This is a genomic window from Sphingomonas sp. 2378 (genome assembly GCF_038084995.1).
Classification (GTDB): Bacteria; Pseudomonadota; Alphaproteobacteria; order Sphingomonadales; family Sphingomonadaceae; genus Sphingomonas.
In genome coordinates this window covers 26,581-48,989 of the sequence record NZ_JAXCMJ010000004.1, presented here as the reverse complement: position 1 = coordinate 48,989, position 22,409 = coordinate 26,581, and the positions used below count along the sequence as shown (strand labels likewise).

General features: G+C 68.0%; 17 protein-coding genes. 11 read left to right on the top strand and 6 right to left on the bottom strand.

Features of this window, described 5'->3' with window-relative positions:
• Positions 1 to 37: 37 nt before the first annotated feature.
• Complete coding sequence (locus SM191_RS03370) at positions 38 to 682, bottom strand: YitT family protein (protein ID WP_306999807.1); 645 nt, start codon at positions 680 to 682, stop codon at positions 38 to 40.
• A gap of 97 nt (positions 683 to 779) precedes the next feature.
• Positions 780 to 1,313, bottom strand: a complete 534-nt coding sequence (locus SM191_RS03365; RefSeq protein WP_306999808.1) for a hypothetical protein — start codon at positions 1,311 to 1,313, stop codon at positions 780 to 782.
• A 224-nt stretch (positions 1,314 to 1,537) separates the two neighbouring features.
• Between SM191_RS03365 and SM191_RS03360 the strand changes: the two genes are divergently transcribed.
• Both SM191_RS03360 and SM191_RS03355 read left to right on the top strand, forming a co-directional pair.
• Positions 1,538 to 2,299 carry an alpha/beta fold hydrolase gene (locus SM191_RS03360; protein WP_341504978.1) on the top strand — a complete coding sequence of 254 codons (762 nt, stop codon included), beginning with the start codon at positions 1,538 to 1,540 and terminating at the stop codon, positions 2,297 to 2,299.
• Positions 2,300 to 2,375: 76 nt separating this feature from the next.
• Positions 2,376 to 4,214 carry a M2 family metallopeptidase gene (locus SM191_RS03355; RefSeq protein ID WP_341504977.1) on the top strand — a complete coding sequence of 613 codons (1,839 nt, stop codon included), beginning with the start codon at positions 2,376 to 2,378 and terminating at the stop codon, positions 4,212 to 4,214.
• A 936-nt stretch (positions 4,215 to 5,150) separates the two neighbouring features.
• Here SM191_RS03355 and SM191_RS03350 read toward each other — a convergent pair.
• The 3 genes from SM191_RS03350 to SM191_RS03340 all read right to left on the bottom strand — a co-directional run bounded on the left by SM191_RS03350 (position 5,151) and on the right by SM191_RS03340 (position 7,700).
• Positions 5,151 to 6,614: an AMP nucleosidase gene (locus SM191_RS03350; protein WP_341505066.1), complete on the bottom strand. Its 1,464-nt coding sequence runs from the start codon at positions 6,612 to 6,614 to the stop codon at positions 5,151 to 5,153.
• Positions 6,615 to 6,898: 284 nt separating this feature from the next.
• Complete coding sequence (locus SM191_RS03345; protein WP_306999811.1) at positions 6,899 to 7,117, bottom strand: hypothetical protein; 219 nt, start codon at positions 7,115 to 7,117, stop codon at positions 6,899 to 6,901.
• Positions 7,118 to 7,220: 103 nt separating this feature from the next.
• Complete coding sequence (locus SM191_RS03340; protein ID WP_341505064.1) at positions 7,221 to 7,700, bottom strand: peroxiredoxin; 480 nt, start codon at positions 7,698 to 7,700, stop codon at positions 7,221 to 7,223.
• An 85-nt stretch (positions 7,701 to 7,785) separates the two neighbouring features.
• Between SM191_RS03340 and SM191_RS03335 the strand changes: the two genes are divergently transcribed.
• The 9 genes from SM191_RS03335 (at position 7,786) to trxA (ending at position 21,609) form a co-directional block, all read left to right on the top strand.
• On the top strand, positions 7,786 to 8,385 hold the full coding sequence (locus SM191_RS03335; protein ID WP_341504976.1) for a YqgE/AlgH family protein: 600 nt from the start codon (positions 7,786 to 7,788) through the stop codon (positions 8,383 to 8,385).
• 157 nt (positions 8,386 to 8,542) lie between these two features.
• On the top strand, positions 8,543 to 9,961 hold the full coding sequence (gene ahcY / locus SM191_RS03330; protein ID WP_341504975.1) for an adenosylhomocysteinase: 1,419 nt from the start codon (positions 8,543 to 8,545) through the stop codon (positions 9,959 to 9,961).
• 165 nt (positions 9,962 to 10,126) lie between these two features.
• Entirely contained in the window at positions 10,127 to 12,499 is a 2,373-nt protein-coding gene (locus SM191_RS03325; protein ID WP_341504974.1) for a sensor histidine kinase, read from the top strand.
• Positions 12,496 to 12,942: a tRNA (adenosine(37)-N6)-threonylcarbamoyltransferase complex ATPase subunit type 1 TsaE gene (tsaE, locus tag SM191_RS03320; protein ID WP_306999815.1), complete on the top strand. Its 447-nt coding sequence runs from the start codon at positions 12,496 to 12,498 to the stop codon at positions 12,940 to 12,942. The genes SM191_RS03325 and tsaE overlap by 4 nt, the downstream gene beginning before the upstream one ends.
• Positions 12,939 to 13,922 (top strand): aminoglycoside phosphotransferase family protein, encoded by a 984-nt coding sequence (locus SM191_RS03315; protein WP_341505063.1) that lies wholly within the window; start codon positions 12,939 to 12,941, stop codon positions 13,920 to 13,922. Before tsaE ends, SM191_RS03315 begins: the two co-directional genes overlap by 4 nt.
• On the top strand, positions 13,919 to 14,674 hold the full coding sequence (locus tag SM191_RS03310; protein ID WP_306999816.1) for a nucleotidyltransferase family protein: 756 nt from the start codon (positions 13,919 to 13,921) through the stop codon (positions 14,672 to 14,674). Before SM191_RS03315 ends, SM191_RS03310 begins: the two co-directional genes overlap by 4 nt.
• Positions 14,667 to 17,621, top strand: coding sequence for a PD-(D/E)XK nuclease family protein (locus SM191_RS03305; RefSeq protein ID WP_341504972.1), 2,955 nt, complete (start codon positions 14,667 to 14,669; stop codon positions 17,619 to 17,621). Before SM191_RS03310 ends, SM191_RS03305 begins: the two co-directional genes overlap by 8 nt.
• A gap of 156 nt (positions 17,622 to 17,777) precedes the next feature.
• Complete coding sequence (addA, locus tag SM191_RS03300) at positions 17,778 to 21,236, top strand: double-strand break repair helicase AddA (protein ID WP_341504971.1); 3,459 nt, start codon at positions 17,778 to 17,780, stop codon at positions 21,234 to 21,236.
• A 52-nt stretch (positions 21,237 to 21,288) separates the two neighbouring features.
• On the top strand, positions 21,289 to 21,609 hold the full coding sequence (gene trxA, locus SM191_RS03295; protein WP_007404159.1) for a thioredoxin: 321 nt from the start codon (positions 21,289 to 21,291) through the stop codon (positions 21,607 to 21,609).
• 188 nt (positions 21,610 to 21,797) lie between these two features.
• On the opposite strand, the gene SM191_RS03290 is transcribed toward trxA, so the two are convergent.
• A complete protein-coding gene (locus tag SM191_RS03290; protein WP_341504970.1) occupies positions 21,798 to 22,409 on the bottom strand; it encodes a glutathione S-transferase family protein in 612 nt (203 codons plus the stop codon).

Genomic DNA, 22,409 nt, shown 5'->3' with positions numbered 1-22,409 from the left:
CGCGCGCTGCCACCTCCCCGTATCGGGGAGGAATGCTTCACCGACCCATATAGAGCCCCGGCCGGTGCCAGGCGAACAGGATCAGGCTGATCGCCGCCGCGCTGATCGCGGACCACATCATCTGCACCCCCGATACGACCGGGATCGCCATCGCCAGGATGAACACGTCGAGCGCGACCTGGGTCATCCCCATATTCCACCCGCGCTTGCGATAGAGCCAGATGGTGATGACGCCCGTCCCGCCGACCCCGGCCTGATGCCGGGCCAGTGCCAAGATGCCCATGCCGATCACGGTGCCGCCGACCAAAGCGGCAAAGGCGGGATGGACGGTATCGACATGCACCGAGACGCGGGTGATGGCCGAGGCCGCACCGATCCCGATATTGACCAGCACCGTCTTTACCGCGAACCGCGCGCCCATCACCTTGTGCGCGAACAGGAAGAAGGGGATGTTGACCAGCGTGAACAACACGCCCGCAGGCAGCGGGATCAGATAGGACAGGAGCAGCGCGACGCCCGCGATACCCCCGGTCACCAGCCCCGCCGCCTTCAGGAACACCAGCCCCACGATCAACAGCGTGACGCCGATGAAGATCGCATAGGCATCCTCCAGCAGGCTGTGCGGACGCCCGATCGGGCTGGGGGGAAGGGTGGTGGCGGGGGAGGCGTTGGCTGCGGTCATCGAGGGTCCGGTTATGGGTCCGGCATCCGCTCCCGATCATCCTGCTTCTCGTGGCAGGCCCATGCCTTATCGCAAAGCATCGCCGCCGCCAATCGGGCTATCGGACGATCAGCCAGCCGATCCCGACGATCACCGCCAGCGCATAGAGCCCGCCCTGCGCACGCAGCAGATAGCTGGCCCCCAAGACGCCGGTCGCCGCCAGCGCACAGGCCGCAACCCGGTCGGCGGCGATCCATTCCAGCACGATCAGCGCACCCGCCAGATTGGCGGCCGCGTTGATCGCGATCCAGAGATAGGAGGGCAGCACCCCGATCGATCCCCAGATCGGCAGCTTGATCGTCGCGAAGCCGCGCATCGTGCCGGGAAACAGATCGGCGGCCAGGTGAAAGCCGACCCCGAAGCCCAACCCCGCCGCGACGCCCCAGGTGCGGATGTCGAACAGCGCGACATAGAAGGGCAGGATGCTGTGGATCAGCGCACTGCGATGCTGAAGCTGCAACGGCGTATCCAGGTCGGGCAGCTTGGTCCCCGCCGCCGTCGCGACGGCGACGGTCGCGATCAGGACCCAGGGCCCGCTCCCCCCGGCAAAGGCCAGGACGACTGCGATCAACAGGAAAAGCGAGGCTGCCATTCATGGCGGCTAGCTATTTGTACCCCTTTTGTCCATGCCCGCGACTCGTGGATTTCTGCGGAAAATCCATGGAATCCCATAGGTCTTGGACCGTCTTGGTGAGGCGTGATGGGAAGGGCGGGGATGGCCGCATCGGATCAAGACGTGCACATCCCGCGCGATCCGATTAGGAGACTGGCCGATTAGGAGGCTGGCGTACCGCTTGCCTATCGGAGACCTGAGCCTTGGCCGACACCACCCCCGAAACCCGCTTCTTCGACAGCTTCGATGGAACTCCGATCGCGTGGCGCGAAATGGGGGAGGGGCGGCCCGTCGTGCTGATCCACGGCTACTTCTCCGACGCCTATACCAACTGGATCCGCTACGGCCATGCCGCCGCGATCGCGGCCAAGGGCTACCGGGTCATCATGCCCGATCTTCGTGCGCATGGGGAAAGCGGCAAGCCGCACGACCCCGCCGCCTATCCGAAGGACGCGCTGACCAGCGACGGCCACGCGCTGGTCGAGCATCTGGGGCTGACCGATTATGATCTGGGCGGCTATTCGCTGGGCGCGCGGACGGTCAGTCGGATGCTCGCGACGGGCGCGGAGCCGGGCAAGGCGATCTTCGCAGGGATGGGGTTGGAGGGGCTGCTCCATACCGACCGGCGGGTCGAGCATTTCACCAATATCCTGACCCGGCTGGGCGAGCATAAGCGTGGCAGCCCGGAATGGATGGCGGAGGCGTTCCTGAAGACCACCGGGGGCGATCCGGTGGCGCTGCTCCATATCCTCCAGACCTTTGCCGATACGCGGTTGTCGGCGATCCAGGGGTTCGACCTGCCTGCGCTGGTCGTGGCGGGTGTCGACGATTTCGACAATGGAGCGGCGGTCGACCTGGCCGAGGCGCTGCCGCGTGGCCGCTATGTCGAGATTCCCGGCAACCATATGAGTTCGGTGACGAAACCGGAGCTGGGTACGGCGATCGCGCAGTTCCTGACCGCTTGACGGCGGCGGGCAAAGCCGCGCAACTGCACGCCATCCGCCCCGTTTCGAGGGGCCATCAGAATTTGAGGGGGATAGCATGATCCGTTCCGCCATTTCCGGCACCGTGCTGGCGTTCCTGCTGGCCGGTGCCGCCCAGGCGCAGACCAGCACGGCGACGCCACAGGCCGTGCAAGCGCCCGCGACACCCGCCGCCGCCGATGCCTTCGTCGCGGAAGCCGAGAAGACGCTGGCCGAAAAGTCGGTGGGGGCACAGCAGGTCGCGTGGGTCAATGCGACCTATATCACCGACGATACCGATGCGCTGGCCGCCGCTTCGGGGGCGGAGATGACCGATCTGGCCGTCCGCTATGGCCTCGGCGCGGCGCGTTATCAGGCGGTGCCGGGCCTGTCCTACGACACCAAGCGCAAGCTGGACCTGCTCCGCGGCGGCATCACCCTGCCTGCCCCGACAACGCCGGGTGCGGCGGCGCAACTCTCCACCCTGACGACGCGCATGTCCTCCTCCTATGGCAAGGGCAAGGGCGTGCTGAACGGCCAGCCGATCAACGGATCGGATATCGAGGCCGCGATGGGCAGCGAGCGCGATCCCGCCAAGCTGAAAGAGATGTGGGTAAGCTGGCACGACAATGTCGGCGCCCCGATGCGCGCCGACTATGCGCAGATGACCGGGCTCGCCAACCAGGGGGCCAGGGAACTGGGCTATGCCGATGCGGGCGCGCTGTGGCGCTCGGGCTATGACATGTCGCCGGAGCAGTTTGCGCAGCTGACCGACAAGATCTGGGGCGAGCTGGAGCCGCTCTACAAGGCGCTGCACACCTATGTCCGTTGGAAGCTGAACGAAAAATATGGCGATACGGTGCAGGCCAGGACCGGCCCGATCCGCGCCGACCTGCTTGGCAATATGTGGGCGCAGGAATGGGGCAATATCTACGACCTGGTCGCGCCCAAGGGTGCGGGCGATGTCGGCTTCGACACCGGCGATCTGCTCAAGGCCAAGGGCTATGATGCGATCAAGATGGTCAAGGCGGGCGAGGGCTTCTATTCCTCGCTGGGCTTCGCGCCCCTGCCGCAGAGTTTCTGGCAGCGTTCGCAGATCGTGAAGCCCGCCGACCGCGAGGTCATCTGCCACGCCTCGGCCTGGGACATCGACAATCTGGACGATATCCGGATCAAGATGTGCACGAAGGTGAATGCCGACGACTTCGTGACGATCCACCACGAACTCGGCCACAACTATTACCAGCGCGCGTACAAGGGGCAGCCCTTTCTCTACAAGAACGGCGCGAATGACGGTTTCCACGAGGCGATCGGCGACACCGTCGCCCTGTCGATCACGCCCGATTACCTCGTGAAGATCGGCCTGCTCGATCCGGCACGCGTGCCGAGTGCCGACAAGGATATCGGGCTGCTGCTGCGTCAGGCGATGGACAAGGTCGCGTTCCTGCCCTTCGGCCTGTTGATCGACAAATGGCGCTGGGGCGTGTTTTCGGGGCAGATTCCGGCGGGCCAGTATCAGGCGGGCTGGGACGCGCTGCGGCTGAAATATCAGGGCGTGGTGCCGCCGGTGGCGCGCGATGAGACCAAATTCGATCCGGGCGCGAAGTACCACATCCCGGCGGGCGTGCCCTATGCCCGCTATTTCCTGGCGCGGGTGCTCCAGTTCCAGTTCTACAAGGCGGCGTGCGACCAGGCCGGGTGGAAGGGGCCGCTGCACCGCTGTTCCTTCTATGGGAACAAGGCGGTCGGCGAGAAGCTGAACGCGATGCTGGCGATGGGCCAGTCCAAGCCCTGGCCGGATGCGCTCCAGGTCTTCACCGGCAGCCGCGAGATGTCGGGCAAGGCGCTGGTCGAATATTTCGCGCCGTTGAAGGCGTGGCTCGACCAGCAGAACAAGGGCAAGCCGCAGGGTTGGTGATTTTGCGGGTGGAGGGCGCGGGGTACGTCACCTACCCCTCCACCACTTGCTGACGCGAGCGGTTCCCCTCCCCATCGGGAATGGGGAGGATTGAGGAAGGCCGAACTCATTCCTCCCCAAGCTCGCTTGAGGAGGGGGACCGCCGCGAAGCGGTGGTGGAGGGGCCGGGTCGCGAGCGGTGACACCCCTCCGTCAGTCTTGTGGCCTGCCACCTCGCCTTGCAGGCGAGGAAGATTTGCCTCTCCAGGTCCGTTCAGCCTGAGCGAAGTCGAAGGCGTAAAGATATACACCCGTCATCCCAGCGAAGGCTGGGATCTTAGGCAGCTACATCCAGCAATCGAAAAAGGCCCCAGCCTGCGCTGGGGCGACGGCCTTTTGGACGGCCTCACCGTTTAGCCTACGACTTCGCTCAGGCTGAACGGGGCGGGCGATTCAGCGTTGCTCGCCGTTCTCATCCCCATCCCGCCGGGACGTGCTGCCCTTCAGCGACAATAACGCGGCCGTCAGCCCGGCCGCCGCCGCCAGGCTCCCGAGGATCGACGCGACCCCCCATTTGCCTCCGACCCGGTCCAGCCCATGCTTGCCCAGAACGGGAGCAGGCGCGGCCGTGATCGCGGCGGGTTTGCGGGGAGGGGCCTTGCGCGGCGCGGTGCGCTTGGTTGGGCGGGGCCTTGGGCTTGGCCGCCGGCTTTGGCGCTTCGGGAGCAGCGCCTTCCGCCTCTTCGGCAGCCGGGGGCGTGACCGGTTCTTCGGTCGCAACGTCCGCCTTGGGGGCGGCGCGTTTGCGAGGCGAAGGGGTGCCCGCCGCCTTGGGCGTGGCGCGGCGGCGGGGCGGACGTGGCTTTTTCGGGTCCATGGTGTCGACCATCGCAAAATCCCCTTCGGTTCGTGGCCGTAACGCTTGCGCCTGCCCCCGGTTTCTTATCCGCTTGCCGATCAGCGGAAGGGCGGCTCGTTGAATGCGCGCAGCTTGCGGCTGTGCAGCTTGTTGCCCTCCAGGCGGAGTTGCTCGCAGGTTTCGATGCCGATCCGCATATGCTCGCTGATCGCGCGCTCGTAGAAGCGGTTGGCCTGTCCCGGCAGCTTCAATTCGCCATGCAGCGGCTTGTCCGACACGCAGAGCAATGTCCCGTACGGCACGCGGAAGCGATAGCCCTGCGCCGCGATCGTCGCGGACTCCATGTCGATCCCGACCGCGCGGCTGAGCGAGAAGCGCAAGGCCGACTTGGAATAGCGCAATTCCCAGTTGCGGTCGTCGGTGGTCACGATCGTGCCGGTGCGCAACCGGCGCTTCAACTCGTCGCCCGACTGGCCCGAGACGATCTCCGCCGCCTTGGCGAGCGCGACCTGCACCTCGGCGATGGCGGGCACCGGGATTTCGGGGGGGAGCACATCGTCCAGCACATGGTCGTCGCGCAGGTACGCATGGGCGAGCACATAGTCGCCGATCCGCTGACTGGGGCGCAGGCCGCCGCAATGGCCGATCATCAGCCATGCCTCGGGCCGCATCACCGCGAGGTGGTCGCAGATCGTCTTGGCGTTGGACGGCCCGACGCCGATATTGACCAGCGTGATGCCGGTGCCATCCTTGGCGACCAGGTGATAGGCGGGCATCTGGTGCCGCCGCCACGCGCTGTCGGTGACGATCTTGTCGACATCGTCGGGCCGCTCGATGACGATCCCGCCCGCGCCGGACAAAGCGGTGAAGCGCGAACCTTCGCCCAGTTGCGACGCGCCCCAGCGGACGAACTCGTCGACATAGCGGTGGTAATTGGTGAACAGCACGAAGCGCTGGCAATGCTCGGGCGGGGTGCCGGTATAATGGCGCAGCCGGGCGAGCGAGAAGTCGGTGCGCAATCCGTCGAACAGCGCCAGCGGCCGGTTGCCATCGGCGGTCATCCACAGGCCGTCGGCGATCTCGTCGCCGATATGCGCCAGTTCGGTCGCGGGGAAGAAGCGCGCCAGTTCGGCGGCGGACACCGTGTCCAGGCTGAGCGCGTGGCCGGGATCAAGGACATAGGGAAAGGGGATTTCCTGTCGCCCCGCCACCGCCTCGACCGTGACGTCATAATCCTCGATCAGCAGAGTGAGTTGCTCGATCAGATAATCGGCGAACAGCGCGGGCTTGGTGACGCTGATCCGATAGTCGCCCGGCGATACCAGCCGCCCGAACGAACGCATCGGGGTCGGCCGACCGCCTTCGCCTCGAAAGATCAGGCGGATCTCTGGATAGGCGAAGCAGCCATGCGCCCGATCCTCCAGGCTCGGCACGGTGCCGTCGGCAAGATAGGCGGTCAGGGCCTCCTTCAAACGGGTGACGGAGGCGGTGTAAAGGCGGTCGAGTTCCTCGACGATCTGTAGGGCTTGAGTCATCGCCCGAAGCTTAGCCGTGTCACCGATTCTGGCAAGCCGACTACGTCTTTATGAGGGGGATCGGTGATCCCCGAAGGTCGTCCTCGGCGCCTGCCTTGGCAGGCAGTCGAAGAGGTCACGCTTTGGACCCCTCCGAAAATATGCACGATAATCGGATAGCGATTCCCTTGGCCTTCGACTTCGCTCAGGCTGAACGGAGGTAGGGGGTTGGGCCAAGGTGCTTACCCCAATTCCTCCCCAAGCTTAGCTTGGGGAGGGGGACCATCCGCAGGATGGTGGAGGGGCAGGCCGCTTTCGCCAAAGCGCCCCCGTCAGGCGCCCTGCGACGAATTCTCGTCTTCGGCCTTATCGCGCAGCTTTGCCGCGCCGAACGCCGCCCCCGCCACTGCCGCAGCGACACCGGCCGCGATTCCGGCGGCGGCGTAGGGGTGTTCCTTCACCGTGTCGCCAGCGGCCTTGGCCGCACCCTGCGCCTTTTCGGCAAAGCTCTTCGACGGAGCCTGCTTCTCGGGGGGGACATAGGTGGTCATGACCAAGGTTCCTCTCGTTATGCTGGTCGGTAGATGGTGGAAAAACGCCCGACCGAGCCGCACTGTTCCGCCTCCGATCCGACCGGGCATGCGGTTCGCCGGATCAGAGGGCCGACAGCAGATGTTCGGCGGAGCTGACCTTGAATTCGCCCGGTGCCTCGACGAACAACTGCTCGACCACGCCGTCATCGACCAGCATGGTGTAACGCTGGCTACGCGTGCCCATGCCGAATTTCGATCCGTCCAGCGTCAACCCGACCGCCTTGGCGAACTCCGCATTGCCGTCCGCCAGCATGGTGATCGCACTTGCCGAATTGACCTGGCCCCAGGCCTTCATGACGAACACGTCGTTGACCGAGGTGCAGACGATCTCGTCCACGCCCTTGGCCTTCAGCGCGTCCGCCTGGGCGATGAAGCCGGGCAGGTGCTGGGCCGAGCAGGTCGGGGTGAAGGCCCCCGGCACCGCGAACAGCGCGACGCGCTTGCCCGCGAAGAAGTCGGTGGTGGTCACCTGTTCGGGGCCCTCGGGCGTCACCTTGACCAGCGTGGTGGTGGGGAGGCGGTCTCCGACCTTGATCGTCATCATCCTGATCCTAGGGGCAATCGGCCCGGCACCGCGCCGGGCATTGGTCCGGCGTACATGCCCGAAGCTCCGCGCATTTCAAGCTATGGCGAGGCGAAGCGACGATCCCTATAGTCGGGTGGTGCATCAACTGACCTATCTTTCCGGCCAATTCCTGCTCGCCATGCCCGGCATGGCCGATCGCCGTTTCGACCATGCCGTCATCGCCATGTGCGCCCATGATGAAGGGGGCGCGCTGGGCATCGGGCTGGGCACCACGATCGAGGGGCTCGGCTTTCACGCGCTGCTCGACCAGTTCGACATACCCCATGGCGACGTGCCCGATGTGCCGGTCCATCTCGGCGGACCGGTCGAGCCCCGGCGCGGCTTCGTCCTGCACTCCCATGATTGGGAGGGGCAGGACAGCGTCGATGTCGGCGGCAAATGGGTGCTGTCCAGCACGGTCGACGTGCTGCGCGCCATTGCCGAGGGGCGCGGACCCGCCCGCTGGGTGGTCGCGCTGGGCTATGCCGGATGGGATGCGGGCCAGTTGGAGGAGGAACTGCGCGAGCCCGGCTGCTGGTTCAATGTCGGGGGCGAACTCGACATCCTCTATGACGTACCGGCGGAAGGCCGGTGGCAGGCGGCGTTCGGCGTGGCGGGCGTCGATCCGCGTCAGCTCGTCATGGGCGGGGGCACCGCCTGACGCCCATGGGAGGGCGACAGCGAGCCGCCCATTCACACTGAAGCATATAAAGATATCTTTATATTTGATCCCGGGGGCGATCGCCGCTAAGGCGGGCGCCGTGCCGATCGGCGTGCCTATGCGTCTTGGTCGGCCCCATTTTGCACGGAGTTCCGTCGTGTCCACGACTGCCGCCACCAAGAACGATTATGTCATCAAGGATATCGGCCTGGCCGATTTCGGCCGCGCCGAGATCAAGATCGCCGAGACCGAGATGCCCGGCCTGATGGCCCTGCGTCAGGAATTCGGCGCGTCGCAGCCCCTGAAGGGCGCGCGCATCACCGGTTCGCTGCACATGACGATCCAGACCGCCGTGCTGATCGAGACGCTGACCGCGCTCGGCGCCGATGTCCGCTGGGCGACCTGCAACATTTTCTCGACCCAGGACCATGCTGCTGCCGCGATCGCAGCGTCGGGCGTGCCGGTCTTCGCTGTAAAGGGCGAAACGCTGGCCGAATATTGGGACTATGTCGGCGACATCTTCACCTGGGATCACGAGGTCGCAGGTCAGACTGCGAACATCATCCTGGACGATGGCGGCGACGCGACCATGTTCGCGCTGTGGGGCGCGAAGCTGGAAGCCGGGGCGACCTTCGCCGAGCCGGAGAATGAAGAGGAAGTCGAGTTCCAGCGCTCGGTCAAGGCGTTCATCGCCAAGAAGCCCGGCTATCTGACCGAGACGGTCAAGAACCTGAAGGGCGTGTCGGAAGAGACGACGACCGGCGTCCACCGCCTGTACGAGATCGCGAAGAAGGGCGAACTGCCTTTCCCCGCCATCAACGTCAACGACTCGGTGACCAAGTCGAAGTTCGACAACCTCTATGGCTGCAAGGAGTCGCTGGTCGACGCGATCCGTCGCGCCACCGACGTGATGCTGGCCGGCAAGGTCGCCGCGGTCGCCGGTTTCGGTGACGTGGGCAAGGGCTCGGCCCAGTCGCTCCGCAACGGCGGCGCGCGCGTGCTGGTGACCGAGATCGACCCGATCTGCGCGTTGCAGGCGGCGATGGAGGGCTTCGAGGTCGTGACGATGGATGAGGCCGTCAAGCGCGCCGACATCTTCGTGACCGCGACCGGCAATGCCGACGTCATCACCGCCGATCACATGAAGGCGATGAAGCCCATGTCGATCGTCTGCAACATCGGCCATTTCGACAGCGAGATCCAGATCGCGGCGCTGTCCAACTACAAGTGGACCGAAGTGAAGCCCGGCACCGACCTGGTCGAGTTTCCGGACGGCAAGCAGATCATCGTGCTGGCCAAGGGCCGTCTGGTGAACCTGGGCTGCGCGACCGGTCACCCCAGCTTCGTGATGTCGGCCTCGTTCACCAACCAGACGCTGGCGCAGATCGAACTGTGGACCAAGGGCGAGAACTACAAGAACGAAGTGTACGTCCTGCCCAAGCACCTCGACGAGAAGGTCGCCGCGCTTCACCTCGAAAAGCTGGGTGTCCAGCTCTCGAAGCTGTCGGAGAAGCAGGCCGCCTATATCGGCGTGCCGGTCGAAGGGCCGTTCAAGCCGGATCACTATCGCTATTGATGCGACCATCGGGTTTCGGCCCGGCGGCCACGGAGGGGGGGCGTCCGAAAGGGCGGCCCCCTTTTTCTTGGGCGGTCGCCGTTCCGCCGCTGTTCGATATGGCGCAGCGCGTGCCGATCGGGCTAGAGATGCGGGAATGCAGCTTTCTGGCCCGGACCTTCTCGGATGATCGCGATCGATAGCGTCGAGGCCGCGCTGTTGGGGGCGGGGGCGTGCGGGCTGATCCTGATCGGCATGGTCCTGTTGTTCCTGGGCATTCGCGCGCGGGCCGAGGCGTCGGCGGTGCGGGTGGAGCGCGACCGGCTCGACGCGCTGCTGCGCGCGGGACCGGCCCAGGCGATGCTGATCCGCAGCGACGGGCGGATCGAGATGCCCCGGCGGCTGGCCGACTGGCTGGGCCTGCCGGACGTCGCGCGCTTCTTGGAAGAGCTGACATCGGGCGATACGGGCTTATCGGTCGATGACGCCGCGCTGCTCGCCGCCGATCTGAATGCCGCGCAAAAGACCGGTCGCCGCTTCCGCCGCATCTTTCGCCCGCAGGGGTCGGAGCGGACCCTGTTGTTCGATGGCGCCCGTGCACCGGGGGACCAGGGGGCGGCGGGTGCGGTCGTCATCTGGGTCTTCGACATGACCGAGACGCAGGACGAGATCGTCCGATTGGATGCCGAGGCCAAGCGGCTGGGCGATGCGTTCCAGGCGCTGACCGGGCTGATCGAGGCGGCACCGCTGCCCATGTGGTATCGCGGGGCGGATCTACGCCTCGCCATGGTCAACACCGCCTATGTCGAGGCGGTGGAGGGCCGCGACGCCGCCGATGTGGTCGGGCGCGGGCTGGAACTGGTCGAGGGGTCGGGACGTGGCGGCCCGCTGGCGGGGGCGGCGGCGGCGCGCGACCAGGGGCGGCCGCATGAGCAGGTGCTGCCCGCGACGATCGACGGCGCAAGGCGTGCGCTGCGCATCTTCGACGTGCCGCTGCCTACGGGGGGCATTGCGGGCTTCGCGGTCGATATCGAGGATCTGGAACAGTCGCGCGCCGGGGCCAAGCGTTTCGCCGAGGCGCAGCGCGCGATGCTCGACCGGTTGTCGACCGCGGTCGCGCATTTCGGCCCGGACCGGGGCCTCGTCTTCTGCAACCAGCCCTTCCGTCGCATGTTCGCGATGAAGGCCGAGTGGCTGGCCGACAATCCCGAATTCGACCGTATCCTGGAGCGGATGCGCGAGGCCAATCGCAGCCCGGAGGTCCGCGACTTCCCCGGCTGGAAGGCCGAGCGGGTCGGCTGGTTCCGCCAGGCGAGCGGCGGGATCGAGGAGCAATGGCACCTGCCCGGCGGCACCCATTTGCGCGTCGTGGCGCAGCCGCTGCCCGATGGCGGACTGTTGTTGATTTTCGAGGACCGGACCGAGGAGGTGCAACTCGCCTCCGCCCGCGACACGCTGCTCAGGGTGCGAACCGCGACGTTCGACAATCTGTTCGAGGCGCTGGGCGTCTTCGCCGCCGATGGCCGACTGCAACTCTGGAACAATCGTTTCGGCGCGCTCTGGGGGCTGGAGGAGGATTTCCTCTCCAGCCATCCGCGCGTCGATGCCTTTGCCGACCGCGTCGCCGGGCGTCTGGCGACCCCCAACCGGTCGGGCCTGATCGTCGATCTGGTCCGGTCCGCCACGATCGAGCGGCAGCAGCGCGGCGGCCGCGTCGCCTTTGCCGATGGGCGGCATTTCGAATTCGCGGGTGTCCCGCTGCCCGATGGCAATGCGCTGTTCACCCTGCTCGACATTACCGACAGCCGCCGCGCCGAACAGGCGCTGCGCGACCGCGCCGATGCGCTGGAGGCGGCGGACAAGGTGAAGACCGCCTTCGTCGCCAATATGAGCTACGAACTGCGCACGCCGCTGACTTCGATCAGCGGTTTCGCCGAGATGCTGCACGGCGGCTTCGCCGGGCCCCTGCCGGAGACGGCGACGACTTATGTCGAGGCGATCCTGGAATCGTCCGAACGGCTGGGCCTGCTGGTCGATGACGTGCTCGACCTGACCCGTGACCAGGCGGATGCGGACATCACGCGCGAGGATGTCGAACTGGCCCGCGTCGCGCGTGCGGCGGCGGACACGATCCGGCCGCTGGCGGGGCGGCGCAAGCTGGACTTCGCGGTCGAGATCCAGCGCTCGCTGGGCCGCATCACCGGCGACCGTCGCCGCTTGCAGGAAACGGTCGAGCATCTGCTGCGTCATGCGATCGAACAGACGCCGGAGGGCGGGCGTATCCTGCTCCATGCCGATGGTGATTCGGCGCGCGCGCGGATCGTGGTGTCGGACGACGGGCAGGGCATGGACGCACAGGCGGTCGCCTGCGCCTTCGACCGTTTCGCCGAGCCGGGGATCAAGGCAACCGGCGAGCGCGCGCTCGGCCTCGGCCTGCCGCTCGCCAGGCAGTTCGTCGAGGCGCATGGCGGTACGATCACCCTGTTGTCGGAACCGGGTGAGGGAACGCTGGTGACGGTCGAGCTGCCCCGGCGGGTGGCCGAGAAGGACAAGTCATGACGATCCACCTGGCCGATGCCGCCGCCACCGAGGATTTCGGACGGCGGCTGGCGGCGCATCTCCGCCCCGGTGACGTGGTGACGCTGACCGGCACGCTCGGCGCGGGCAAGACCAGCCTCGCGCGCGGTCTGCTCGCCGCGCTCGGCCTGCCCGGCGAGGCACCGAGCCCCAGCTTCGCGATCGTCCAGCCCTATGCCCCGCCGGAGACGGCGTTCCCGATCCTCCATGTCGACCTCTACCGGCTCGACGGGCCGGAGCAGATGGAGGAACTGGGTCTGGACGAGGCCTTGTGGGACTCCGCCCTGATCGTCGAATGGCCCGACCGGGCGGGTGAAGGGGCGTGGCCGCAGGCGCTGGCCCTGACGCTGGAAACCGATCCGGCGGGCGGTCGTGTCTTGACAGCGAAGGTGCCCTCGGGCTGGGAAGCGCGATGGCCGATATGACCCCTCCGGCGGATGCCGCCGCCTTTCTGACGACGCTGGGATGGGGAGGGGCGGTGATCGCCCCGCTCGCTGGCGATGCGTCGTTCCGCCGTTATTTCCGCGTGACCCTGGAGGGGCGCAGCGCCGTCCTGATGGACGCGCCGCCGCCGCATGAGGACCCGCGGCCCTTCATCGCGATCGCGCGCTGGCTGGTCGGCCGGGGCTTCGCCGCGCCCGCCATATTGGGCGCGGACGAGGTGCGCGGCCTCGTCCTGATCGAGGATTTCGGCGACGACCGGATGCGCGAGGCGATCGAGGCCGATCCCGACGCCACGGTGAAGCTCTATAGCGACGCGGTCGATCTGCTCGCCCGGTTGCGCGGCCATGCGCCCGAGGGGCTGGCCCCCTATGACGCTGCCGTCCTTCACCGCGAGGCGGGGCTGTTCACGGAGTGGTATGGCCCGGCGGTCGGCCTCGACGTCGATATCAAGGGCTATCGCGCCGCCTGGGAGCGGGTGTTCGCCCACGCCATCACCGACAATCCGGTCACGGTACTGCGCGACTATCATGTCGAAAACCTGATGCTGGTCGGGCCGCTGCGCACGCTGGGGCTGCTGGACTTTCAGGACGCGCTGGCGGGGCATGCCGCCTATGATCTCGTCTCGCTGCTCCAGGACGCACGGCGCGATGTGGAGCCGTCGATCGAACAGGCGATGCTGGCGCGCTATCTGGCCGAGACGGGGGAGGGCGATGCGTTCCTGAACGCCTATCACGTACTGGGCGCACAGCGGAACGCGAAGATCCTGGGCATCTTCACACGGCTATGGAAGCGGGATGGCAAGCCGCGCTATGCCGGGCTCTGTCCGCGCGTCTGGGCCTATCTGGAACGCGATCTGTCGCAGCCGGTGCTAGCGCCGGTCGCGGCCTGGTTCGACGACAATGTGCCGCCCGAGCTGCGCGGCGATCCACAGCGTCTGGCATCGGGGGATGGCGACCAATGACCCGGCAACTCTCGCTCCGCCCAACCCCTTCGGGTCAGGTGCCGCGCACCGCGATGGTGATGGCGGCGGGCCTCGGCAAGCGGATGCGCCCCCTGACCGCGACACGGCCCAAGCCCCTCGTTTCGGTCGCGGGCAAGCCGCTCATCGACCATGTGTTCGACCGGCTGGTCGCGGCGGGGGTCGAGCGGGCGGTGGTCAATGTCCATTATCTCGCCGATCAGTTGGAAGCGCATCTGAAGGATCGTTTTCCGGGGATCGAAATCCTGATCTCGGACGAACGGGCGCAGTTGCTGGAAACCGGCGGCGGGCTGGTCAAGGCACGGCCCCTGTTGGGCGACGAACCGATATTGGTGGTGAACAGCGACAATCTGTGGATCGACGGGCCGGTCGATGCGATCCGCCTGCTCGCCTCGCGCTGGGACGAGGCGCGGATGGATGCGCTATTGCTGATGGTGCCGCTGGCGCGCGCGCATAATCATCAGGGGCGGGGGGATTTCTATCTCGGTGCCGATGGGCGGATCACCGCGCGCCGCGCGCCCAACAGGGTCGCGCCTTTCTCCTATACCGGGCTTCAGATCCTGCATCCGCGCCTGATCGCCGATGCGCCGGAGGGGCCCTTCTCGACCAATATCTTCTGGAACCGCGCGATTGAGGCCGGACGCGCTTACGGTCAGGTGCATCAGGGACTGTGGTTCGATGTCGGCACGCCGCGCGCCATTCCGCAGACGGAACTGATCCTCGCGGATGGCTGAGCCGCGCCGCCCCCGGCTGCACACCATCCCCGCCCATCGCGGTTTCGCCGATGCGCTGGTCGCCGGACTGATGCGGCGCGCAGGGGGCGATCCGTTGACCCTGGCGCAGGGGATGATCCTGCTGCCGACCAATCGCGGTATCCGCGCGGTGACCGAGGCGTTCGTGCGTGCGAGCGGCGGCGGCCTGATCCTGCCGCGCATGGTCGCGCTGGGCGATCCCGAACTGGGCGAGGCGGCGGGCTCGGCGCTCGACCCCGCCGATGCGGAGGCGCCGCCCCCGCCCGCCATCGCGCCGTCGGCCAGACGCATGATCCTGGCCCGGCTGGTCGAGGAGGAGCGCGCACGGGGCGGGCATCCCGTCACGGCGGCGGAGGCGGTACGGCTGGCGGGCGATCTGGCCAGGACGCTGGACCAGATGCTGGTCGAAGAGGTCGATCCGGCCGAACTGGCGGCACTCGATCTGGGCCCCGAACTGACCGAGCATTGGCAGTCGGCCCTTGCCACCTTTTCGGTGGTGCTCGATCGCTGGCCCGCCGTGCTGGCGCGGATGGGGCGGATCGATGCGGCGCGGCGGCGGACCATGTTGCTCGACCGGATCACCGCCCGGTGGCGGGCGGCCCAGCCCGCCGGGTTCGTCTGCGCGGCGGGCGTCACCGATACCGCGCCCGCCGTCGCGCGGCTGCTCCGCTGCGTTTCGGAGATGCCGGGCGGTTCGGTGGTGTTCGCCGGACTGGACCTGACCATGCCGGCCGAGGAATGGGATTCGCTCGGTCCCCACAAGGCCGATCCCGTGACCGGTCGGGCGCGGCGATCGGTGGAGACGCATCCGCAATATGCGCTCAAGCTGCTGCTCGACCGGATGGGCGTCGGACGGGGCGAAGTGACGGTGTGGCGCGGCGGCGGCGACTATGACGCCGGACCCGCGCGCGGACGCGCCATCGCCAATGCCATGGCGCCTGCCGACTTCACCGGCAAATGGACCGACCTGCCCGCCGAGGACCGGCGGTTGTCCGGTGTCTCCACCATCGAACTCGCCACGCCCGCCGAAGAGGCGCAGGCCATCGCGCTGGCATTGCGCGAGGCGATCGAGGAGCCGGGCCGGACCGCCGCACTCGTCACGCCCGACCGCGCGCTGGCGCGGCGGGTGGCCGCGCATTGCCGGCGCTGGAACATCCTGATCGACGACACGGCGGGGCGCCCCTTGTCGATCCTGTTGCCGGGCACGTTCCTGTTGCAACTGGCCGAGGCGGCGGCGCAGCGTTTCGCGCCGCTGCCGCTGCTGGCGTTGCTCAAGCATCCGCTGATCCATGGGAATATGGAGCGGGTGGAGTGGCTGGACGGCGTCCGCGCGCTCGACCGCGCGCTTCGGGGGCCGCGCCCCGCGCCGGGGCTGGAGGGCATCGCCGCGCATGTCGCCGACAAGCCGACCGCCACCGCCTTCTGGGCCAAGGCTGCGCCGATGCTGGAGGCGGTGGGCAAGACCTTCGGCGAGGGCGCTCAGTCGTTGCGGGGGCTGCTCGCCTGTCTGCGCGAATGCGGACAGACGCTGTGCGGCGATGCGCTGTGGACGGGACCGCAGGGGCGGGCGGCGGCGGAATTCCTCGCGGGTTATGAAGAGCAGGCCGATCACGGCCCCGCCCGCGTCGATCCCGCCGAATTGCCCGCTCTGCTCCGCAGCCTGTTCGACGAGATCGCGGTACGCGCCATCCCGCGCGAGGGCCAGCATCCGCGCCTCGCCATCTATGGCCCGATCGAGGCGCGGCTCCAGACCGCCGACCTGATGATCGCGAGCGGCCTGAACGAAGGCGTCTGGCCGGGGCGGCCCGCACCCGATCCGTGGCTCGCGCCGCGTATCCGCTCGCTGCTGGGGCTGGTCGGGCTGGAACAGCGGATCGGGATTGCCGCGCATGACCTGGCCCAGGCGATGGGGGCCCCGCGCGCGATTCTGACCCGTGCACGGCGCGATGCGAGCGGGCCCACCCTGGCCTCGCGCTTCTGGCTGCGGCTCCAGGCGATGGCGGGGGAGCGGTTCGAGGCGCATCCCGATCTCGCGCGTTGGGCGGCGACGCTCGACCAGCCGGAGGACTACACCCCCACCGACCGGCCCGCGCCCAAGCCACCCGCCGCACTTCGCCCGACCACCATCTCGGTGACCGAGGTCGACCGATTGAAGGCAGACCCTTACGCCTTCTACGCCCGCCGGGTGCTGCGCCTGTCGCCGCTCGACCCGGTCGATGCCGATCCCAGTGCGGCGTGGCGCGGCACCGCCGTTCACGACATATTGGAGATGTGGTGGAAGGAGGATCGGTGCGACGTCGCCGCGCTCCGCCCGCGCGCGCTGGCGATGCTGCGCGACCAGCGGACTCATCCGATGATGCGCGCGCTGTGGCAGCCCCGGCTGATCGAGGCGATCGACTGGATCGCCGCCGAAGTCGCCGCCAAGGCCGGGGAGGGCCGTCATGTCCTGAGCGCGGAAGGCAAGGGCGAGGCGAGGCTGGCGAGCGTGACCCTGACCGGACGGTTCGATCGGATCGACAAGGCGGCGGACGGATCGCTGGTCGTGATCGATTACAAGACCGGCAAGCCCCCCTCCACCACGGCGGTGCGTGAAGGGTTCAGCCTGCAACTGGGGCTCCTCGGCCTGATCGCCGAGCGGGGCGGGTTCGAGGGTGTGTCAGGCAAGGCGGGCGGTTTCGAATATTGGTCGCTGGGGCGCGGGCGCGAGGGGCTGGGCTATATCGCCACGCCGGTCGATCCCGATGGCAAGCGCGAGCGGATACGGACCGACGAGTTCGTGTCCATCGCGGCGGCGAATTTCGCCGAGGCGGCGGGGCAGTGGCTGACGGGCGATGCGCCGTTCACCGCCAAGCTGGTGCCCGAATATGCGCCCTATGCGGAATATGACCAGCTGATGCGGCGGGATGAATGGTATGGCCGTGATCGGTGAATTTCATGCGCGGTTCTGGTGGCCCGTCCTGCCGGGCGGGCGTCGGTGCGTGGCCTTCGACGACGCTCAGGCTGAACGGGGCGGGAGGGAGCATCGCCCCGCATCCCGCCCTCCGTTCGCACTGAGCGAAGTCGAAGTGCAAGGGGTGACCGCCGCATGAGCGCCCGTCCCATGGCGAACCTGCCCCCGCTCAAGGGCGATCAGGCCGCCGCCAGCGATCCCGCCGCGCATGTCTGGCTGTCCGCCTCGGCAGGCACTGGCAAGACCCAGGTGCTGGCCGCGCGCGTGTTCCGCCTGCTTCTGCGCGGCGTCGCGCCCGAGGCGATCCTGTGCCTGACCTTCACCAAGGCGGGCGCGGCGGAGATGGCGCAGCGGATCAATGGCCGCCTCGCCGCCTGGGTGCGGATGCCCGAAACCGAGTTGTTCCGCGACCTGAAAGCGCTGGGTGAAACGCCCACACCCGACTTGCGCGACCGGGCACGGACGCTTTTCGCGCGCGTGCTCGATGCGCCGGGGGGCGGTTTGCGCATCCAGACCATCCATGGATTTTGTCAGGGACTGCTTGCCGCCTTCCCGGTCGAAGCGGGGCTCGCTCCCGGTTTCCGTCCGCTGGAGGCGCGCGAAGAGGCGGTGCTGGCGCGCGAGGCTCTGGCGCGGATGCTCGAGGCCGCCGAGCGCGAGGGCCGGGTCGCTCCGGTCGAAACGGTCGGCGCGCTGTCGCTGCGGCTGGGCGAGGGCGGGGCGGAGGCGTTCCTGGCGGCCTGTGCCCGCGCTCCCGGCGCGCTGGAGGCGCTGCCCAGCGGTATCCAGCCCTGGCTCCGCCGCGCGCTGGACCTGCCCCCGGGCGATATCGACGAGGCGATCGCCGAGGGCGTCGAGGAGATGGACGAGGACGCGGTTGGCCGGTTGGCGGGCGCGAACCGGGCCTGGGGCACGGCGACCGGCGAGAAGGCGGCGGCGACACTCGAACGCTGGCTGGGCAGCGACCGGGCTGGCCGGGTCGCGCTGCTCGAAGATCTGATGGGCACGGTCTTCACCGCCAAGGGGGAGCCGCGCAAGGCGTCCAAGAAGCTGACCGACGCCGATCCCGATTATGAGGATATGGCCCGTGAACTGGGCGAGGCGTGCCGCTATCTGCTAGGCCTCGCCGCACGGGCGCGACATGCCGACCTGCTCGCCGATGCGCTGACCGTGGGGCGCGATTATGCGCGGGCCTATTCCCTGTCCAAGCGTGCGATCGGGGCGGTCGATTTCGACGACCTGATCCGCACCACCGTGGAGTTGCTCGAACGGCCCGGCATCGGCGAATGGGTCCGCTACAAGCTCGACCAGGTGACCGAGCATGTCCTGATCGACGAGGCGCAGGATACCAATGCGCATCAATGGCGGATCGTCCGTGCGCTGGCGGACGAGTTCTTCGTCGGGCGCGGGCTCTATGCGCCCTCGACCCGGACGCTGTTCACGGTCGGGGATCACAAACAGGCGATTTTCGGCTTTCAGGGCACCGATCCGATCAATTTCCAGGCGGCGGAACTCCATTTCTCCCGCCGGGCCGAAGAGGTGGCGGGCGATGATGAATGGCCGCCCGAGGAGCGCGGCCTGCCCTTCAACCAATTGTCGCTGACCCACAGCTTTCGCTCCACCACCCCGATCCTGGAGTTCGTGGACGCCGCGATCGAGGCTTTGGGCGAACCCGGCATGGGCATGGCCGGAGAGGTGGAACGTCACGCCAGCGAGGTGAAGGGCCCCGGTCGCGTCACCCTTTGGCCGCCGGTCGTCGCGGGCGGCAGCGACGAGGATGAAGAGGGCTGGATCGACGATGCGGTGCGCAAGGTCGCGACCGACATAGCGCGCGCCGTCCGTCGCTGGCTGGACGATGGCGTCATGCTGGAGAGCAAGGGCCGCCGTCTGGAGCCGCAGGACATCATGATCCTGGTCAAGCGGCGCGGCGACATGGCCTCGCTGATCGTCGCGCGGCTCTATGCCGAGGGGGTGCCGGTGGCGGGTGTCGACCGGTTGCGGTTGAACGCACCGCTGGCGGTGCAGGACCTGCTGGCGACGGTGCGCTTCGCGCTCCAGCCCGATGACGACCTGTCGCTGGCCTCGCTGCTCGTCTCGCCGCTGATCGGCTGGTCGCAGGAGCGTTTGATGGCGGCGGGACACCGCGAGCGGGGATCGCTCTGGTCGCATCTGACCCGGACGCTGCCCGCCGCCGATCTCGCGCCGCTCCGCCAGATGCTGGCGCGGGCCGATGTGTCGACGCCGTACCAGTTTCTGGAGGAATTGCTGTCCGGCCCGCTCGATGGCCGTCGCAAGCTGATCCGCCGTCTGGGAATCGAGGCGCGCGATCCGATCGAGGAGTTGCTGGGCGCCGCCCTGACCTTCGAGAGCACGACCACGCCCTCGCTTCAGCGGTTCCTCGACTGGTTCGATCGCGGCGATGTGGAGATCGTGCGCGATCCCTCCGCGCCGCTCGATGCGGTGCGGGTGATGACCGCGCATGGATCGAAGGGGTTGCAGGCACCGCTGGTCATCCTGGCCGATGCGACCGCCGATCCGACGGCTTCGCCCCGATCGATCCTGCGCTGGACGCCGGAGCCGGGGGCGCAGCCCATCCCCGTCTTTCCGCCGCGCGCCGAGGAGCGGGGCGGGCCGCTCGACGCGGTGGCCGCCGAGATCGCCGCGCGGGAACTGGCGGAGCATTGGCGGCTCTTCTACGTCGCCGCGACGCGCGCGGAGGAGCAACTGGTCGTCACGGGCGCGCTCGGCAAGCGCGCGGCGGGGGTGCCGCCCTTGCATAGCTGGTATGCGACCTGCGCCCGCGCGATGACCGCGCTGGGCGTGCCGGAAACCGAGGCGGGCGATGGCCAGTCGCGCGCGTTCCTGGGCACGGTGCCGCAGCCCCCCGTCGCGGCGCGCCCCGCATCCTCCACCGCGTCCGTCGCCGAGCGACAGGTGGACCTCCCCGCATGGGCTCATCGCCCCGCGCCGCAGGAATCGCGCCCGCCCCGCCCGCTCGCGCCGTCGCAACTGGGCGAGGACATGGTCGCCGATCCGCCACCCACCCCCGCGATGCGCGCGGCGGCGGAGCGGGGGCGGTTGATCCATTGCCTGCTCGAACGGCTGCCCCCGGTCGCACCGGACTTGCGGCGCGGGGCGGCGGAGCGCTGGCTGACCCAGGCGGCGGGGGTCGAGGATGCGGCCTTGCGTGCCGATGTGACGGGGGCGGTCTTCGCCATTCTGGATGACCCGGCCTATGCGCCGCTGTTCGGGCCCGGCTCTCTGGCGGAGGCGCCGATCGCGGCGACGCTGCCCAATGGGCGCGTCGTGTCGGGGCGGGTCGACCGTCTGCTGATCGGCGCGGAAGAGATACGGTTGATCGATTACAAGACCGGGCGGCGCGCGCCGGGCGGCCTCGACGACGTGCCGGTGTTCCATCTGGCGCAGATGGCGGCCTATGCCGCCGCGCTGGAGGTGATCTTTCCGGGGCGGACCGTGTCAGTGGCGCTGCTCTATACCGCTGGTCCGCGTCTGGTCACGGTGCCGGAGAGGGTGCTCGCCGACCACAAGCCCGGCTATCGCGACGGGGAGCAAAGCTTGGCCCTTGGTGGTTGAGCGGTCGGTCCCGGCATCCTAGATGGATGACAATTCAAGGAGTGTAGACGACATGGCAACCAAGCAGATCACCGACGCCAGCTTCGAAGCGGACGTCCTGAACTCCGACAAGCCGGTGCTGGTCGATTTCTGGGCCGAGTGGTGCGGACCGTGCAAGATGATCGGCCCGTCGCTGGAGGAACTGTCCGAGGAACTGGGCGAGCAGGTGACGATCGCCAAGCTGAACATCGACGACAATCCCGATGCCCCCGGCCGCTACGGCGTGCGCGGCATCCCGACGATGATCCTGTTCAAGGGCGGTGCGGCCGCCGCGACCAAGGTCGGTGCCGAACCCAAGGGCCGTATCAAGGCGTGGCTCGAAGGCGCGCTGTAAGCGGTCGATGGGGGTTCGTCCCGGCTGTTAGGGCGGGACGGGCCCTGCGAGCCCCGGGCCCTCCCCAAACCCCTCCCGCCTGCGGGAGGGGCTTTTTTGTGTCCCGACCCTTTCGACAAGAACACGCCCCTTCCGCAAGCGGGAGGGGATGGGGGAGGGCAAGGTGTCTCACCGAGACTGACGCCCGGTTAGCTCAGCGGGATCATCACCACGTCGCGAAACGCCGCACGCTCCTGAAGTGCGGCATACCAGCGCTCCAGATGGGGTAGTGAAGGCCGCTCCACCGGAAGCTGGAACCAGCTATTGGCATAGGCCGCGACCGGAATGTCGCCGATGCCGAACGCGTCGCCCGACAGCCAGGGCTGCCGCCCCAGCACATCGTCGAGGATCGCGGACAAATCCGCCGCCCGCGCCACGCTGCGCTCCACTAGCGCCGCGTCGCGCTGTTCGGGCACCGTCCGCACCATCTGGAAGAAGATCGGCCGGATCGCGTCGGCCCAGGTGAAGTTCCAGTCCATCCAGCGATCGGCCAAGGCCCGCGCATGCGGATCGAGCGGATAGAAAGCCTCACCGCCATGGTTCGCCGCCAGATAGCGAAGGATGGCGTTCGACTCCCACAGGACGAAGCCGTCATCCTCGATCGTCGGGATCAGCGCATTGGGGTTGAGCGCGCGATAGGCCGCGTCCATCCCGAACTGGCCGCCGACATCGCGCCGGTCATAGGCCAGCCCCATCTCCTCGGCCAGCCAGACGACCTTCTTGACATTGTGCGAGTTGAGGCGTCCCCAGATGGTCAGCAT

Coding starts and splice junctions, on each gene's coding strand:
- SM191_RS03370 (WP_306999807.1), bottom strand. CDS start 682: ATGACCGCAGCCAACGCCTCCCCCGCCACCACCCTTCCCCCCAGCCCG.
- SM191_RS03365 (WP_306999808.1), bottom strand. CDS start 1,313: ATGGCAGCCTCGCTTTTCCTGTTGATCGCAGTCGTCCTGGCCTTTGCC.
- SM191_RS03355 (WP_341504977.1), top strand. CDS start 2,376: ATGATCCGTTCCGCCATTTCCGGCACCGTGCTGGCGTTCCTGCTGGCC.
- SM191_RS03345 (WP_306999811.1), bottom strand. CDS start 7,117: ATGACCACCTATGTCCCCCCCGAGAAGCAGGCTCCGTCGAAGAGCTTT.
- SM191_RS03340 (WP_341505064.1), bottom strand. CDS start 7,700: ATGACGATCAAGGTCGGAGACCGCCTCCCCACCACCACGCTGGTCAAG.
- SM191_RS03335 (WP_341504976.1), top strand. CDS start 7,786: ATGGCGAGGCGAAGCGACGATCCCTATAGTCGGGTGGTGCATCAACTG.
- SM191_RS03325 (WP_341504974.1), top strand. CDS start 10,127: ATGATCGCGATCGATAGCGTCGAGGCCGCGCTGTTGGGGGCGGGGGCG.
- tsaE (WP_306999815.1), top strand. CDS start 12,496: ATGACGATCCACCTGGCCGATGCCGCCGCCACCGAGGATTTCGGACGG.
- SM191_RS03315 (WP_341505063.1), top strand. CDS start 12,939: ATGACCCCTCCGGCGGATGCCGCCGCCTTTCTGACGACGCTGGGATGG.
- SM191_RS03310 (WP_306999816.1), top strand. CDS start 13,919: ATGACCCGGCAACTCTCGCTCCGCCCAACCCCTTCGGGTCAGGTGCCG.
- SM191_RS03305 (WP_341504972.1), top strand. CDS start 14,667: ATGGCTGAGCCGCGCCGCCCCCGGCTGCACACCATCCCCGCCCATCGC.
- addA (WP_341504971.1), top strand. CDS start 17,778: ATGAGCGCCCGTCCCATGGCGAACCTGCCCCCGCTCAAGGGCGATCAG.
- trxA (WP_007404159.1), top strand. CDS start 21,289: ATGGCAACCAAGCAGATCACCGACGCCAGCTTCGAAGCGGACGTCCTG.
- SM191_RS03290 (WP_341504970.1), bottom strand. CDS start 22,409: ATGCTGACCATCTGGGGACGCCTCAACTCGCACAATGTCAAGAAGGTC.